We start from the raw sequence: 15886 nt of genomic DNA, 5'->3' as shown, positions 1-15886 counted from the left end.
ATCTTAGTGTTTTTGCAGGCACTTATTATTTGCAGCCAAGCATTTTAATACGCTTCGCTATTCGCTGTTTTTATAACTTTATAAAAATATTGGTAACCATATTTACTAAAATTTTGTGACTGCTGATTCATAAAACCATGCAAATAAAGTGTTTTTAAACAGCACACATTATTTTTGGTCGATAAATTAGTTATTAATTCATCTACATTAAAGTGCGGTTCAATCCCAGGAAAAATAAATTCACATGGAGAAATGGCATCTATATTTAAATAATTACGTATTTGCGTAGGGTAAAAAGCAATTACTTTTTTAAGGTGCGCCGTTGTAGTGCGCGCTTGTGCCCGCCATGCAGCGCTAGCGCCGGCACTAAATGCAATACAAATAGTGGGTTTGCTTAATTTATTAAAATATTCTTCAAGCTTGGCTGCATATTCATCATGGCCACAGTGTTTAATAAATAACTTATAGTATTCATCTTCATTTTCAAGGGCTTGATTAACTCCATTATAGGGATCAACTATTTGGTTTTCGGCATTAAAGTGCTTAGCTAATTGTTGTAAACAAGGTGTTTTACCATAAATATCGCTGATAACTAGGTATTGCATGATTTCCCTTTTAAGTTATTGATAGTGGCTGTCATAAATAATAAAACAAAAGGCTTGCATATGAAATGCAACTGGGTTACCTTCCCTCTCTGGTTTAAATAAACCACCGCGGTTAACCATTTACCCTGATCCAGTAAGCCCCGCAAAACGTATATTCAAAAGCTAAGTTATTGTACGGCGAGAACCCCTTAAATAATACCGAGATGATTTTATTATCATCGCAAAAGTGTCATAAAGATCGTCAACACTGTAATGAAGCTAAACACAACATCGTTAATTTATTAACTGCATATAGCTATAAAAAATAGCGCAGAATAAATAACAAGAATAAAGTGAGTTTTATTATGTCTTATAAATATAATGGGTCTATGATCCAAATTGCACATCCAGTGCAGTCAATTTCAGTAAACAAACATCGTGTAATTTTTAGTGATACACAAGGTTTAAAAAATGCATTGTTTCAAAAAGCAAGCGATGCGCGTCAATTTGTTAAATGGCTAAAAGCTAGTTAACCTACACAGATTATAATTTGCCTACTTATTTAGCGCAATAATCAAAATTAAATGCCAGCCTTGTTGCTGGCATTTTACTTTTTATCACTTTATTAGCTACACTTAAGGTTAATAAAATAATAGTGGGTAATGTTTGTAATGCTCCGCGCATTTTTAGTCGTTTTTATACTTAGCTTATTCAGCTCGCCAAGCAATGCTAATACCATTAACTGGTTAACGCATGACTTTGCCCCCTACTACATTTTAAATGGGGAAAACAAACGCCAAGGTCGCGACGAAAGCATTATTTCTTTACTCGAAAAGCAACTTCCCCATATTACTTTTAATAGAATACTCATTCCTTCGGGCAGAGTTATTCAAGAACTCTCCAATACCTCAGCCAATACCTGTGCTTTGTCACTGTATAAAAATAGCTTTAGAGAAGAGCGCATTTACTTTACTAATGAAAGCTCCACCACAGGCCTTTCTCCATCAGTCGCTATGCATATTAAGCTCAGTAAAGCACTTAAACTACCTGCAGGTAAAGCGGTGTCGTTAGCCTCTTTAATTACGGCTGATAAGTTAACTTTAGGTATTTCTATGAGCCGCTCTTACGGCAACGAAATAGACACACTTATTAATACCACACCCGATATAAACTTAATTATTAGACCCACCCGAGATAGCTTAGCAAGCCTTACTTATATGCTTAATTTAAAACGCATTGATTTGTTACTAGGTTATCCAAGCGAGCACTACTATTTAGCTAAATCTATGAATTTTGATAAAAACCTAACACAGCGACCGCTTCTAGAGTCGCCTGAGTTAAGTTATGGCTATATAGGTTGCACTAAAAACCAGCAAGGTGCCAAACACATTGCTTTGTTAAATGAACAACTAAAAATAATTAAAAAAACCCAAGCTTATACCCAAATATTAATGCGCTGGTTACCTCAGCATTTAAAAATAAAGCTTAAAACACGCATAGCAGAAACAAAAAACGCCACATAATGTGACGTTTTTATCGACAGTGTTTACTTTAGATATTACTGACGAATACCTTCAATAGATAAACCAATATCAACATGAGTTGATGCAGGGCCTAAATTGTAGTCAATGCCATAATCGGCTAACTTAAGGCTAGTTTCGCCTTCAAAACCGACACGATGACCACCCCATGGATCTTTACCTTCGCCTACTTTATCTATTTCAAAGGTAATGGTTTTAGTAACGCCATGCAAAGTAAACTCACCCGTCACTTCACCAGAGTCGTCGTCATCAAACTTTACGCTGGTACTTTTAAACGTTGCCGTTGGGTATTTACTAACATTTAAAAAATCTTTACCTCGTAGGTGCTTATCACGCTCTGCATGGTTAGAATCTAAACTCGTGGTATCAATGTTTACCGTGATCTGTGATGCGTTTGGTGTTTTTGCATCGTAACTAAATGTACCGTCAAAGGTATTAAAGCGACCGTGTAACCAACTATAGCCTAAATGCTTTATTTTAAAGTTTACAAACGCGTGTGCACCTTGTGTATCAATCACATAGTCAGCAGCGTTTACAGCACTTGCCGATAGCAGCATAGCGCCAGATACCGCGGTACTTAATAGTAATTTTTTCATTGTAATCATCCTTTTATTGGTAAATACCCGTTAACATTAATAGCTAACCTGAGTACAGGTTGGCTATTAATTTTTAGCGTTAATAGGTTTAATCATTCGAATTAAGGTTTTATCTTTATCTATAAAATGGTGTTTTAATGCACCCAGTGCATGCAGTACGGCAAAACCAATTAAAGTGCAGGCTGCGTAATAATGCACTTCCCCAGCAATATCGGCTTGTCCGTCAAATGTAAAGTTTATTGCCGGTACATTGAATAACGTAAATACTTCGATAGCTCGCCCATCTGCGGTAGAAATTAAATAGCCTGCTACAACAATAACCGCCAAAATAACGTACATAATAATATGGGCAGTATGCGCTATTTGGTTCATCGCTTTGTTAGTACCCAGTGGCTTAGGTTGAGTCGAAAAAGTGCGCCATAAAATTCTAAACAAAAACACCGCAGCTAAGGTTAAACCTATGCTTTTATGCAAGTCTAATGAGCCTTTATACCAACTATCGTAGTAGGTAAGTTCTACCATGTACAAGCCAAGGCCAAATAAACCAAAGATAGTTAATGCCATTAGCCAATGTAAAATAATCGCAATGAGCCCATAAGATGCAGGCGAATTTTTAAACATGTCTTTATTCCTTTGTATTATTACGCCTACAATATCGCGCAAGAGCATAAATGAAAATAACATTTACAAACACTTTACGTGCATATACGCACAGAAGTATATTTATGCAGCCAATTTTATTAACTAGCAGGTAATAAATAGAGAATTATGGGACTTGCAAGCGGAGGTTTTTAATAACTACTGGTAATTGTAATCGTTATTAAAAGAGACTGTTTTTGAGTGCTTATTAATAACTATTGAGTAGTATTTTTACTGAGGCTCACATAAATAAGGCTATCAGATGTGACTTGTAGGCAGGTAATTAACCCTTCTTTTACCAGCTCAAGTATTGCAATAAAACTCACCACAGCACCGCTTCGCCCTTCATTAACCGTAAAAAGCGCACTAAATGGTAAAGCCGATTGAGTGTGTGATAACTGCTGCAATATTTGGCTCATACGTTCACGGGTAGAAAGTACTTCGGCGCTAATTAAATGATGCTCTAGAGTTTTAGCGCGTGCCATTATATCGCTCAGGGCAAAAAGTAAATCTTTAAGCTGCACTTCAGGAAACTGCTCAGTAGTATTTTCAGCTACTGGCATAGCAGCATGAGCGACAAAAATATCACGACCTACTCGCGGAATTTCATCTAAGTTTTCGGCGGCTTTTTTAAATTGCTCGTATTCTTGCAAACGTTTAATAAGCTCTGCGCGAGGATCTTCCTCTTCTTCTAGCTCTTTGTGTACGGGCAACAGTAAACGAGATTTTATTTGCGCCAATAAGGCTGCCATGACTAAATACTCGCCCGCAAGTTCGAGTTGAAACTCAGTCATCATTTCAACATAACTCATGTATTGCTCTGTAATACTAAAAATAGACAGTTCGAGTACATCAAGCTTGTGTTTTTTTATTAAATACAGCAGTAAGTCGAGCGGGCCTTCAAACGTTTCTAAAATAATTTCCAGCGCGTCTGGCGGAATATATAAATCAGAAGGTTTATCGACCATGGCTTTACCATGTAAAAAAGCCAGTGGCAGCTTTTGCTGCACTGGCTTTTCAATGGGGGTGCTTATTGGTTTGGTGTTTTCTTCGTTCACTACTTTTTACTCAAACGGACTGGTATCACCACAGCCAACACGCAAAATTTGCACTTCATCTTCAGATAAATCAACCACTGTGGTTGCTTGCTCTGCTAAATAACCACCATGGATAATTAAATCTACGTGTTTATCTAATCGCTCAATAATTTCATCTGGATCTGACTCAGTGTATTCTTCACCAGGTAAAATAAGTGAACACGACATGAGTGGCTCGCCAAGTTCTTCTAGCAATGCACACGCAATAGGATGCGCTATAACGCGTATACCTATGGTTTTTTTCTTGTCGTTTAATAAACGTTTTGGTACTTCTTTCGTGCCTTTAAAAATAAAAGTATAAGGCCCTGGCGTATTGTTTTTTATTAATCTAAAGGTCTGATTATCTACGCGTGCATAAGTAGAAAGCTCAGATAAGTCGCGACACACTAAAGTAAAATTATGGTGCTTTTCTATGCCACGAATACGCTCAATACGCTCTTTTGCTTGTTTATTACCAATATTACACCCTATGGCGTACCCCGAATCTGTAGGGTAAACAACAACGCCGCCTTGCTTAATTATATCGGCAGCTTGTTGAATTAATCTTGATTGTGGATTCTCTGGATGAATATGAAATAGTTGACTCATGTTGCTGCTCCTTCTTGCTTTTCCCAAGCTTGCCAAACGCCGCGGCAATCCTTAGGTAAGTATAGATTTTTACCAAGCTCTAAATAGCTTGTCGGAAAATGAAAATCAGACCCTTGCGAGCATAACAAATCATACTCACGGCTCAACTCGCCTAAAAATTGGCGATCACTTGGTGCTTGCTGAGGCTGAGCAACTTCCATTGCGTCTCCGCCAACATATTTAAACTCAACCAATAATTTACGTAGCCACTTATTAGACATTTGATAACTACTAGGGTGAGCTAAAACCGCCACTCCACCAGCGGCATGAATCGCCTTAATAGCCGTTTGCATATCGCACCAACTACTTGGTACATAACCGGTTTTGCCGCGCCCTAAATATTTTTTAAATACCCCGGGAAAGTTTTTTGCAACACCGCGTGCTATTAAAGCGCGAGCAAAATGCGCGCGAGTAATTTGCGCATCTTTTGCAAGCTCTTTTGCTTGCTCGTAAATATCATCAAAGCCATTTTTAGCTAGGCGTGTACCTATTTCTAATGCGCGAGTTTCGCGTTTTTGCTGTTGCTCTAGCAATAAAGCCGTTAGGTCTGAATTTTCGGTATCAATATTTAATCCCACAATATGAATTTCAAAGCTTTCCCAGCGAGTTGATATTTCAACTCCGGTGATCAGCGATAATGGTAGGTTTTCGGTATCAATAATATGCTGAGCAGGCTTTATGGCCGCCACAGTGTCGTGATCTGTAATAGCAAACACATCTATATTTTTATCAACAGCACGATGCAATAGCTCTGCAACGCTTAGCTGCCCATCGGAATGTGTTGTATGGCTATGTAAATCATATTTTATCAAAAGAAAACTACTTAAAATTAAGTGTGGAAAGTATCGGTAATTAGTATAACAAGTTTTTTAACTAAATTGTTTTTAAATAAACACTTGACATCAAAGCATATGATACGTTTTACTGTAGCCACTTAAAGACACTATAAGCATTAACAATAATGAACAATTCTACTCTAAACACTATTTGGTGGTGGCACTCGTAATTTCCGGGTGATGAATTGTCGTGTCTAACAAATATTCAAAACCCGCAACTGTGCGGGTTTTTTTATCACTAAATTTTATAATTATTTTTTACACGTATCTTTTTAACCAGTAACGACTGGAAAAAATAAAAGCATTAGAGGCTAAAAAACATGAATAACAATCTTACTCTTACACATCGTTGGTGGCGCTTAATTTAGCGGGACGGTAATGATCTGTTTGTAATTTAGATATCGTTATTTAAACCCCGCATTGCACAGCATTGCGGGGTTTTATTTTTTTGAGGGAATGAGGTTTGATTTTTAGTCACATAACTACCACACCAGGTGAAGTAACCAGCATTACGCAAGTACGCGACTATATTAGTAGCCCGCTTGCACTATATAGCGCACTTGATAAGCCAAATTCGCTACTGCTTGAGTCGGCCGAAATTGAGTCTAAAGACAGTGTTAAAAGTTTAATTTTAGTTGATTGTGCACTGCGTATTGTATGTCAGGGTAAAACTGTAACTATTACAGCGCAATCAAATAATGGGCAACAGTTACTAAGCTACTTACATGCTAATGTAAAAAGCTGTGAAGCCACGCTAAACGATACAAGATTAACGCTTGAGTACTTAAACTCAAACAATGATATTGACGAAGCGAGTAAGCTGGTTGCCGATAATGCATTCAGTGCACTGCGCACCTGTATTAATAGTATTAAAAGCACCACCAACAATCCTTTTTCGGTATTTTTAGGCGGTGTATTTGCCTACGACATGGTAGCCAATTTTGAACAGTTAAGTGATGTGCCTGACGGCGAAAACACCTGCCCCGATTACGTGTTTTATTTAGCCGAAACTTTAGTTGTTATCGATCATCAAAAACAAACCACAGAACTTATTGGTAATGTATTTAATGGCCCCGACGTACATGCAAACTGCTTTGAAGTAGGTAAAGAGCTAGAGCGCTTAAATGCCTTATGCGATAGTGCTGCACAATTTAGCGCCAAGATGCAAAGCGGTGAATGCGATGTTGCTGTTGATATAAGCGACGAAACTTACTGCGAGCAAGTAATTAAGCTGAAAAAGAATATTGTAGATGGCGATATATTTCAGGTTGTGCCTTCGCGTACCTTCTCGCTGCCTTGCCCCGACCCACTTCATGCTTATAGCAAACTTAAACAGCAAAACCCCAGCCCGTATATGTTTTATATGCGCGATGAAGACTTTGCTTTATTTGGTGCATCCCCCGAGTCAGCACTTAAATATACTGTGGCATCAAAACAGGTCGAAGTATATCCAATTGCAGGTACTCGAGCGCGTGGCAAATTTGCTAATGGTCAAATAAATCTAGACTTAGACAGCCGCATCGAGCTTGAACTCAGAAACGATCAAAAAGAGCGCGCTGAGCATTTAATGCTAGTTGATTTAGCCCGCAACGATGTTGCCCGTATTAGCGTAGCCGGTACGCGCTATGCAAAAGAGCTATTAAAAGTAGACCGCTACTCTCAAGTAATGCATTTAGTGTCGCGCGTGGTCGGCACGCTAAAGCCAGAGCTTGATGCACTGCACGCATACCAAGCATGTATGAACATGGGAACCTTAGTTGGTGCACCAAAAGTACGTGCTGCAGAACTTGTGCGCCAAACCGAAGGTAAGCGCCGTGGTAGCTACGGCGGCGCTGTAGGCTATTTAACCGGCGATGGCGCTATGGATAGCTGTATTGTTATTCGCTCTGCCTTTGTAAAAAATAATATTGCTTACGTGCAAGCCGGGGCCGGAGTGGTGTTTGACTCAGATCCGCAGTCAGAAGCAAACGAAACCCGTGCTAAAGCACAAGCGGTTATTACCGCTATTAAATCTACTTACGAGGCGGGTTAACATGAGCCAGCAACACCCAATTAAAATTTACTTTTTAGATAACTTTGACTCATTTACCTATAACTTAGTTGACGAGCTAACTATGCTTGGCTGTGAACTTGTTGTTTACAGAAACAATATTAGCGCTGAAGTTATTTTTAATAAAATGTGCCAAGAGCAAGGCCAAGTGCTATTAGTGCTTTCGCCAGGCCCTGGCACACCAAGCAATGCAGGCTGCTTAATGGATTTAATAGCGCTTACTAAAGGTCATTTCCCTATGCTGGGTATTTGTTTAGGCCAGCAAGCTTTAACCCAAAGTTATGGCGGCGTAATTGGCCATGCTGGTGAAACTGTTCATGGTAAGTCGTCAATTATTGATTTAGGTGATCACCCGGTATTTAACGGTATGGGCAGCACTATGCCCGTAGCGCGTTATCACTCTTTAATGGCCACTAAAGTGCCCGATAATATTGCAGTCATTGCCCAGTACCAAGATATTCCTATGGCTATTTATCATCATGATGACAATGCTTTAGGGTATCAGTTTCATCCTGAGTCTATTTTAACCCCAAACGGCGCGCAGCTATTACAGCAAAGCATTGCCTACTTAACCGCTAGCCAATAAAGGAGAACATTATGAGTATACAAGCCAAGCAAAACATGAATGTTCTCAGTGCTAATATGCACAATGCGAGCATTCAAACTGCAATTGAGCAACTGATAAGCAACCAATCATTAAGCTACACGCAATCTAAAGCGCTGTTTGATGAAATAATGCAAGGTAATATGAGTGATATTGAGCTCAGCGCGCTACTTATAGCGTTAAAATCAAAAGGCGAAATCAGCGATGAAATAGCTGGCGCTGCGGCGTCTATGCGAGAAAATGCGCTCGCCTTTAATACTACCAGTAACCAACTTGCTGATTGCTGCGGTACCGGTGGCGATGGCTCTAATACAATTAATATTAGCACTACCGCTGCTATCGTTGCAGCAGCGGCAGGTATTAACATGGTAAAACACGGTAATCGCAGTGTCTCGAGTAACTCAGGCTCTGCCGATTTACTCAAAGCATTGGGCATCAATATTGAAATGACGCCAGCACAAGCTGCAAATTGCTTAGAGCAAACAGGCTTTACTTTTTTGTTTGCACCTCAGTATCACCCAGGCGTACGCCACGCAATGGGAGTACGTACTACCCTTAAAACACGCACTATTTTTAATATTTTAGGGCCTTTGGTAAATCCAGCAGCGCCTGAAGTACAGTTACTCGGGGTATACGACCCCAATTTATGCCTACCTATGGCACAAACATTAAGAACCCTAGGCACCAAACGCGCAATGATAGTACATGGCTCTGGCACCGACGAAATTGCTCTGCACGGCCCAACTACTGTGGTTGAGTTAAATAATGGCAACATTAACGAGTATACGCTTAACCCAAGTGACTTTGACCTTGCAAACTATTCACTTGAACAACTAACCGGTGAAGGCCCACAATACAACGCTAATGTCTCTCTTGCTATTTTACAAGGTAAGGGCAATGAAGCGCATAATGCCGCTATTATTGTTAATGTGGCCGCACTGTTATACCTAAGTGGTAAAGCGCAATCGCTAAAAGACGGCGCACAACAAGTACACACGTTATTAAGTTCAGGGCAAGCCATGAACACACTAAATGCAATTATTGAGGTAAGTAATGGCTAATGTATTAGACAAAATTGTTGCTGATAAAAAATTAGAACTAATTGAGCGCAAAGCCGCTCGCCCACTAGATAGCTTTAAGCACCTTGCGGTGCCTACAACTCGCAGCTTTTATAAAGCACTTGCAGCCCCTGGCATTCAGTTTATTTTAGAATGTAAAAAAGCATCGCCGTCTAAAGGGCTTATAAGAGAGCCTTTTAATTTAACTGAAATAACCTCGGTTTATAAAAAGTATGCCAGCTGTATGAGCGTGCTAACCGACACCAAGTATTTTCAAGGCAGCTTTGATTACTTAGAGTTTGTACGTAGCCAAGTAGAACAGCCTCTTATTTGCAAAGACTTTTTTATAGACGAGTATCAAGTATATATGGCGCGTATTTATGGCGGCGACGCTATATTATTAATGCTCTCAGTACTTGATGATGAAAGCTATAAAGCACTGCATAGCGTTGCTGACTCGTTAAATATGTCGGTGCTAACTGAGGTAAGTAATGAAGCAGAAGTACACCGTGCGCTTGCCCTTGATGCTAAAATAATTGGCATTAACAACCGCGATTTACGCGATTTAAGTACAGATTTGGCCACTACCGAAAAACTACGTAAACTTATTCCGGCTAATAAAGTCGTTATTTCTGAGTCGGGTATTTACACCCACCAAGACGTAAAACGATTAGCACCGCTTTGCGATGGCTTTTTAATTGGCAGCTCACTTATGAGCGAACGCGATTTAGAGCAAGCCTGCAAAAGAGTTATTTTAGGCGATAACAAAGTATGTGGCTTAACACGCAGCCAAGATGCACTTGCAGCGTATGAAAATGGTGCCGTATATGGCGGGTTAATTTTTCATCCTAAATCGCCTCGTTATGTCGACTTAGACTGCGCCATAGAGCTTAGCCAAAGTGCACCGCTTAACTTTGTTGGGGTATTTGTAGATGCGCCTATAGAGCAAGTAGCCCACTACGCAAGTGTATTAAAATTGGCGGCTGTGCAATTACACGGTCAAGAAAGTGACGATTACATTACCACCTTGCGTACACAACTACCTACCGACTGCGAAATTTGGAAAGCACAAGCAATAAAAGATGCACTGCCGACTCCAGTAAACGGTGTTGATCGCATTTTGTACGACACCCACAGCAACACCCAAGCTGGCGGTACAGGTAAAACCTTTGATTGGTCGGTGCTGCGTGATGCCACCACCCCCTTTATGCTTGCTGGAGGCTTAAATCCTGAGAACATTAAAGAGGCACTTTTTCAAGGCGCCCTAGGGCTAGACCTTAATTCTGGAGTAGAACAGTCTCCGGGTAAAAAGTGCCCTAACAAATTACAAAACGCATTTACAAGTATTAGAAATTATTGAGGTTAAAATGAAAAATCCAGCTTATTTTGGCGAGTTTGGCGGTATGTTTGTACCCGAGCTACTTGTCCCTGCGCTTAAGCAGTTAGAAAACGAATTTAATAAAGCACAAAAAGATCCACAGTTTCAGGCTGAGCTTTCAAAATTACTTAACGAGTACGCGGGTCGCCCTACGCCACTTACTTTAACGCGTAATTTAATTAAAAACCCAAAGGTTAAACTGTATTTAAAGCGTGAAGATTTACTGCACGGTGGCGCGCACAAAACTAACCAAGTACTTGGCCAAGCGTTATTAACTAAACGTATGGGTAAAACAGAGGTTATTGCCGAAACAGGTGCAGGCCAACATGGTGTTGCTACAGCACTTGCCTGTGCTCTACTGGGTTTGAAATGCCGTATTTACATGGGCGCAAAAGACGTTGAACGTCAGCAACCAAACGTATTTAGAATGGAGCTAATGGGCGCGACAGTTATTCCGGTAACAGCGGGATCTGGCACATTAAAAGATGCTGTAAACGAAGCACTGCGTGACTGGTCAGCAAATTATCAAGATGCGCATTACCTACTTGGTACTGCAGCGGGCCCACACCCATTCCCTACTATTGTGCGTGAATACCAAAAAATTATTGGCGAAGAAGCAAAACAACAAGTGCTTAAAGCTGAAGGCCGCCTACCAGATGCCGTTATTGCCTGTGTTGGCGGCGGCTCAAATGCCATTGGTATGTTTAGTGATTTTATTAACGAGCCAAGTGTAAAGCTCATTGGTGTTGAACCTGCAGGTAAAGGTTTAGATACACACGAGCACGGTGCCACTATTTGTAAAGGCACTAAAGGTATATTGCACGGCACTTACACCTATATTATGCAAAATGACGACGGCCAAATAGAAGAGTCGTACTCTGTATCTGCTGGTCTTGATTACCCGGCTGTTGGGCCGCAACATGCATTTTTACACGAAACAGGTCGTGCACAATATGTAGCCATCACCGACACCGAAGCACTAGACGCTTTTCAGTCGCTTGCCAAAAATGAAGGTATTATTCCGGCGCTCGAATCTAGCCATGCCCTAGCTTATGCACTTAAATATGCAGAAACGCTAACTGATGAAAGCATTATAGTGGTTAATTTAAGTGGCCGAGGCGATAAAGACTTAGCCCACGTTCACAATGTATTGTCGCAAGGAGGTCAAATATGAGCCAAGTAAATACAGATCGCTACGGTAAAATGTTTGCCACCCTTAATGAGCAAAAACATGGGGCATTTGTACCCTTTGTAACCATTGGCGACCCCGGTAAAGAGCAAAGTATTGCTATTATTAAAAGTTTAATTGATGGCGGCGCTGATGCCCTTGAACTTGGTATTCCGTTTTCAGATCCAATTGCAGATGGACCAGTAATACAAAAAGCGAATATTCGCGCCCTTAATGTACACATTAACACCCAAGACTGCTTTGATATTATTAAGCAAATACGCCAGTACAATGCAGATATTCCAATTGGTTTATTACTGTATTCAAACTTAGTATTTAAACGCGGTATCGACACCTTTTATAAAGATGCTAAAGCCGCCGGCGTCGACTCTATTTTAGTGGCCGATGTGCCACTGCATGAGTCAAAAACATTTAGAAAGGCAGCCATGGCAAACGGTGTAGACCCTATCTTTATTGCCACCCCTAATGCTGATGACGACACGCTTCGCGCATGCGCATCGTATGGCAGAGGTTACACTTATTTACTGTCGCGTGCGGGAGTTACCGGCACTGACGAAAAAGCGCAAATGCCAGCGGGCAACATTGTAACTAAATTAAAAGAATACCATAGCGCACCTGCGCTATTAGGTTTTGGTATTTCAACGCCTGATGATGTAAAAGCTGCATTAAATGCCGGTGCTGCGGGGGCTATTTCTGGCTCGGCAGTGGTTAAAATTATCGAAGCAAACCTTGATGACTTACCTACCATGACAGCGCAATTAAAAGCCTTTGTAACTAAAATGAAAGCCGCTACAGCGCTTTAATTAGCTCCAACGGAAATTAAAAAAGGGCATTTTAAAAATGCCCTTTTTTGTTTTTATAAACAAAGTGTTTAACGGGGAATTAAATTAAAGAAGGTCTTTTAACGTTTTAGAAGCTTTAAACACCGCTTTATTAGCCCCTTCAATTTCAATACTAGCACCGGTTTGTGGATTACGCCCAGTGCGTGCAGGGTAATAGCTTAATGCAAAAGTACCAAAACCGTTTATTTGTACTTGATCCCCTTCTGCAAGCGACTTAGTAATTACTTTTTGTAAACTAGTAAGTGCTGCTTGTGCGTCTTTTTTAGTTAACTCACTTTTTTGAGCCATAGCGGTAACTAGTTGTGCTTTATTCATTGAATGCTCCTAAATACACGCAAAATGAATTAGTTAAGCGTGGGAATTTAACCATAATATAAAATAAAGTCAGGGAGGCTAAGGCTTACAAGGACGCAAGTCAACCCTGCAGCGTTAATACAATTGATATTAGCTGTACATTTATTACAGACATAAAAAAGCCGCGAAATACGCGGCTTAATTAATATTAATCAGTTTTAAAAACCAAATAATTTCAATCCAAAAAACTTAGTTGCAACTGTGTTTATAAATATAGTCGCTAAAATAATTGGAATAAACGTTGAAAGCGAAAAGTTAACATACTTTTCCATAAAGCTGCCTGCATAATTAGGCGAGCCTATGCTCAACTCTTTACTTAAATTTGCTTTTTTCCAGCGGTACATTACAAATAAACACACCATTAAACCGTTAAACGGTAAGATGGTGTCGTAAAATACATCGTAAACCACATCAAAAAAGCTCTTACTTTGACCGCCGTAACCAGTAAACGACGTTAAGCTATCTACCATACCAAACGACATAGTACATAAAACTGTAAGCACGCCTGTGGCTAAGGTTAAAATACCCAATGCTTTTTTACGGCTTATGCCTTTGCGATCGCTTAATGTTGCTGTAGGTACTTCTACAATAGAAACGAGTGATGTAATTGCAGCAAAAAATACTAATAAAAAGAATAAGAACGCCACTGCTGATGCACCAAAGTAACCAATGTCATGTTGCAGTGCTAACAATATTTTAGGAAGGTATACAAATATCATCGATACTGATGAATCAGAAAGCGCCGCAGGATCTGTATTAGGATCAAAGCTAAAAATAGCCGGTAACACCATTAAACCTGCAACAAACGCAACCAATGAGTCGGTAATCGCGACCATTTTTGCACTGCCTACAATATCGTCCTTTTTAGATATATAAGACGCATACGTCATTAAAATACCCATACCTAGCGATAATGAGAAAAATGCTTGCGCTAACGCACCATTTAACACACTGGCATTCATTTTAGAAAAATCAGGAATAATATAATACTTAACACCTGCCATCGCGTTATCTAGCGTTAATACATAACCGACTAACACAATTAACATGACAAATAATGCCGGCATTAAAAATTTAGCCGCTTTTTCTATTCCTTGCTTTACGCCACCTAACAAAATTAAGTTAACAACAAGTACCACAGCTGCCATATAAGCAAATACAGTGTAGCTATTAATAAACAGCCCAAAGTGTCCAGGGTTTGCCAACGAATCTAAATTACCAAGTGCGGTTTGCGTTAAATAGCCAAAAATCCATACGGTAATAACCATATAAAAAACCGCTATCATAAAAGGAGTAAACACAGCTAAAAAACCAGCCAACTTCCATTTTGTATCGTTGTTGCCCAATATTTTGTATGAACCTAGGGGATCTTTTTGCGCTTTACGGCCCATGGCCATTTCAGCCATCATTACGGGTAAACAAATAAATGCGACAAACAAGGCATAGACGAGCAAGAATGCGCCACCACCGTTTTTTGTTGCAGAAACAGGAAAGCCCACTAAATTACCAATGCCCACAGCAGAGCCCGCCGCTGCTAATATAAACCCTAGGCGGGAGCTAAAATGCTCTCTATTTTCACTCATGTATAAACCTTGTTATTATTTATCTTATCCATGGGACTCTAACAGTGTTATACAGCGCTTTTCAAGCAATTACACAGTAAAAAAATATTCTCACTGTAAACAAAGCTGTAAACACTTTTAATTCACCATTTTTCAACGCTATGCTAGTATACGCTTAACTAAATTTAACAAATTTTATGAGATTCTTTATGTTGTACATGATTTATTCAATCGATGTTGAAAACAGCTTAGCACTGCGTAAAGAGGCCCGACCAGCGCACCTTGCACGCTTAAGTGAACTTGATTCGCAAAACCGTTTACTGACTGCAGGCCCGCTTCCGGCTATCGATAATGAAGACCCGAGTGATGCTGGTTTTACCGGTTCACTGGTAATTGCTCAGTTTGACTCTTTAGAGGCCGCCCGAGAATGGGCAGCAGCCGACCCTTATGTTGCGGCTGGTGTATATGAAAACTCAATTGTTAAACCGTATAAAAAAGTATTCCCTGCTTAATAACACATGTACCTAATCCTGAATGATCACACTATAAAATTCAGGGTTTGTTCACTCGTTAATTATTAAACTGTTACCGTAAAATTCTTATTAAGTATTTAATTGAATTTTGGTAACTCGGTTTACTAAACTGAGTAGGTCTGTTCTAGGAGTCCCGTCATGCGCGTATTATTAATCCTCAACTTTTTCGCTTGTATTTGTTTTGCTAATACGCTGCAAGCTAATACAATAACCAAGGTTAATAGTGTTGAGATAAGCAAAAAGAAAGCGGTAGTACTTGCAAAAGAAACCACTGACGGTACGACATTAAAAATTACCGAAAAAATAAATTTTTATACTGTACGAATTTTAAAATCTGACGGCCACGTCGTAGATTTAAAAATAAATAAAAAAACTGGCGAAGTGAAAAAGGATTGA

Annotated in this window: 18 protein-coding genes; 10 read left to right on the top strand and 8 right to left on the bottom strand. The window is 39.8% G+C overall.

The features are described 5' to 3' along the window. Window positions 1-44: 44 nt before the first annotated feature. The gene (locus PTRA_RS07120) at window positions 45-605 is read right to left on the bottom strand and encodes a hypothetical protein (protein ID WP_058373236.1); all 561 of its coding nucleotides are present in this window, start codon (window positions 603-605) and stop codon (window positions 45-47) included. Between the two features lie 344 nt (window positions 606-949). Here PTRA_RS07120 and PTRA_RS19130 point away from each other — a divergent pair, with 344 nt between their 5' ends. Beyond that, the gene (locus PTRA_RS19130) at window positions 950-1117 is read left to right on the top strand and encodes a hypothetical protein (RefSeq protein WP_007375427.1); all 168 of its coding nucleotides are present in this window, start codon (window positions 950-952) and stop codon (window positions 1115-1117) included. A 138-nt stretch (window positions 1118-1255) separates the two neighbouring features. Beyond that, window positions 1256-2107, top strand: a complete 852-nt coding sequence (locus PTRA_RS07115) for a transporter substrate-binding domain-containing protein (protein WP_058374547.1) — start codon at window positions 1256-1258, stop codon at window positions 2105-2107. A gap of 35 nt (window positions 2108-2142) precedes the next feature. On the opposite strand, the gene PTRA_RS07110 is transcribed toward PTRA_RS07115, so the two are convergent. The 5 genes from PTRA_RS07110 to rnm form a co-directional block, all read right to left on the bottom strand. Continuing rightward, window positions 2143-2721, bottom strand: coding sequence for a YceI family protein (locus tag PTRA_RS07110; RefSeq protein WP_011327980.1), 579 nt, complete (start codon window positions 2719-2721; stop codon window positions 2143-2145). Between the two features lie 66 nt (window positions 2722-2787). Then, window positions 2788-3342: a cytochrome b gene (locus tag PTRA_RS07105; RefSeq protein ID WP_058374546.1), complete on the bottom strand. Its 555-nt coding sequence runs from the start codon at window positions 3340-3342 to the stop codon at window positions 2788-2790. 233 nt (window positions 3343-3575) lie between these two features. Further along, window positions 3576-4328, bottom strand: a complete 753-nt coding sequence (locus tag PTRA_RS07100) for a segregation and condensation protein A (protein WP_237113492.1) — start codon at window positions 4326-4328, stop codon at window positions 3576-3578. Between the two features lie 96 nt (window positions 4329-4424). Beyond that, complete coding sequence (locus tag PTRA_RS07095; RefSeq protein WP_011327977.1) at window positions 4425-5045, bottom strand: L-threonylcarbamoyladenylate synthase; 621 nt, start codon at window positions 5043-5045, stop codon at window positions 4425-4427. Next, the gene (gene rnm / locus PTRA_RS07090; protein ID WP_058373235.1) at window positions 5042-5896 is read right to left on the bottom strand and encodes an RNase RNM; all 855 of its coding nucleotides are present in this window, start codon (window positions 5894-5896) and stop codon (window positions 5042-5044) included. Before rnm ends, PTRA_RS07095 begins: the two co-directional genes overlap by 4 nt. 487 nt (window positions 5897-6383) lie before the next feature. Here rnm and PTRA_RS07085 point away from each other — a divergent pair, with 487 nt between their 5' ends. Genes PTRA_RS07085 through trpA form a run of 6 tightly spaced genes read left to right on the top strand, consistent with a single transcriptional unit; the run spans window position 6384 to window position 13002 of the window. Beyond that, window positions 6384-7952, top strand: coding sequence for an anthranilate synthase component 1 (locus PTRA_RS07085; RefSeq protein WP_058373234.1), 1569 nt, complete (start codon window positions 6384-6386; stop codon window positions 7950-7952). 1 nt (window position 7953) lies between these two features. Further along, the gene (locus PTRA_RS07080) at window positions 7954-8556 is read left to right on the top strand and encodes an aminodeoxychorismate/anthranilate synthase component II (protein ID WP_058373233.1); all 603 of its coding nucleotides are present in this window, start codon (window positions 7954-7956) and stop codon (window positions 8554-8556) included. 56 nt (window positions 8557-8612) lie between these two features. Beyond that, a complete protein-coding gene (gene trpD / locus PTRA_RS07075) occupies window positions 8613-9635 on the top strand; it encodes an anthranilate phosphoribosyltransferase (RefSeq protein WP_418055007.1) in 1023 nt (340 codons plus the stop codon). Further along, the gene (trpCF, locus tag PTRA_RS07070) at window positions 9628-10992 is read left to right on the top strand and encodes a bifunctional indole-3-glycerol-phosphate synthase TrpC/phosphoribosylanthranilate isomerase TrpF (protein ID WP_058373232.1); all 1365 of its coding nucleotides are present in this window, start codon (window positions 9628-9630) and stop codon (window positions 10990-10992) included. The genes trpD and trpCF overlap by 8 nt, the downstream gene beginning before the upstream one ends. Before the next feature lie 7 nt (window positions 10993-10999). Continuing rightward, window positions 11000-12184, top strand: coding sequence for a tryptophan synthase subunit beta (trpB, locus tag PTRA_RS07065; RefSeq protein WP_058373231.1), 1185 nt, complete (start codon window positions 11000-11002; stop codon window positions 12182-12184). Continuing rightward, complete coding sequence (gene trpA / locus PTRA_RS07060) at window positions 12181-13002, top strand: tryptophan synthase subunit alpha (protein WP_058373230.1); 822 nt, start codon at window positions 12181-12183, stop codon at window positions 13000-13002. The genes trpB and trpA overlap by 4 nt, the downstream gene beginning before the upstream one ends. Before the next feature lie 84 nt (window positions 13003-13086). On the opposite strand, the gene PTRA_RS07055 is transcribed toward trpA, so the two are convergent. Together PTRA_RS07055 and PTRA_RS07050 are read right to left on the bottom strand one after the other, a co-directional pair. Next, the gene (locus PTRA_RS07055; RefSeq protein ID WP_058373229.1) at window positions 13087-13356 is read right to left on the bottom strand and encodes an HU family DNA-binding protein; all 270 of its coding nucleotides are present in this window, start codon (window positions 13354-13356) and stop codon (window positions 13087-13089) included. A gap of 197 nt (window positions 13357-13553) precedes the next feature. Beyond that, the gene (locus PTRA_RS07050) at window positions 13554-14978 is read right to left on the bottom strand and encodes a sodium-dependent transporter (RefSeq protein ID WP_058373228.1); all 1425 of its coding nucleotides are present in this window, start codon (window positions 14976-14978) and stop codon (window positions 13554-13556) included. Window positions 14979-15166: 188 nt separating this feature from the next. Here PTRA_RS07050 and PTRA_RS07045 point away from each other — a divergent pair, with 188 nt between their 5' ends. Then, window positions 15167-15469: a YciI family protein gene (locus PTRA_RS07045; RefSeq protein WP_058373227.1), complete on the top strand. Its 303-nt coding sequence runs from the start codon at window positions 15167-15169 to the stop codon at window positions 15467-15469. 159 nt (window positions 15470-15628) lie between these two features. Then, a complete protein-coding gene (locus PTRA_RS07040; RefSeq protein WP_011327966.1) occupies window positions 15629-15886 on the top strand; it encodes a PepSY domain-containing protein in 258 nt (85 codons plus the stop codon).

The organism is Pseudoalteromonas translucida KMM 520, assembly GCF_001465295.1.
GTDB lineage: Bacteria > Pseudomonadota > Gammaproteobacteria > Enterobacterales > Alteromonadaceae > Pseudoalteromonas > Pseudoalteromonas translucida.
The sequence above is the reverse complement of the archived record's forward strand: the minus strand, read 5'-3'. Positions and strand labels throughout refer to the sequence as shown.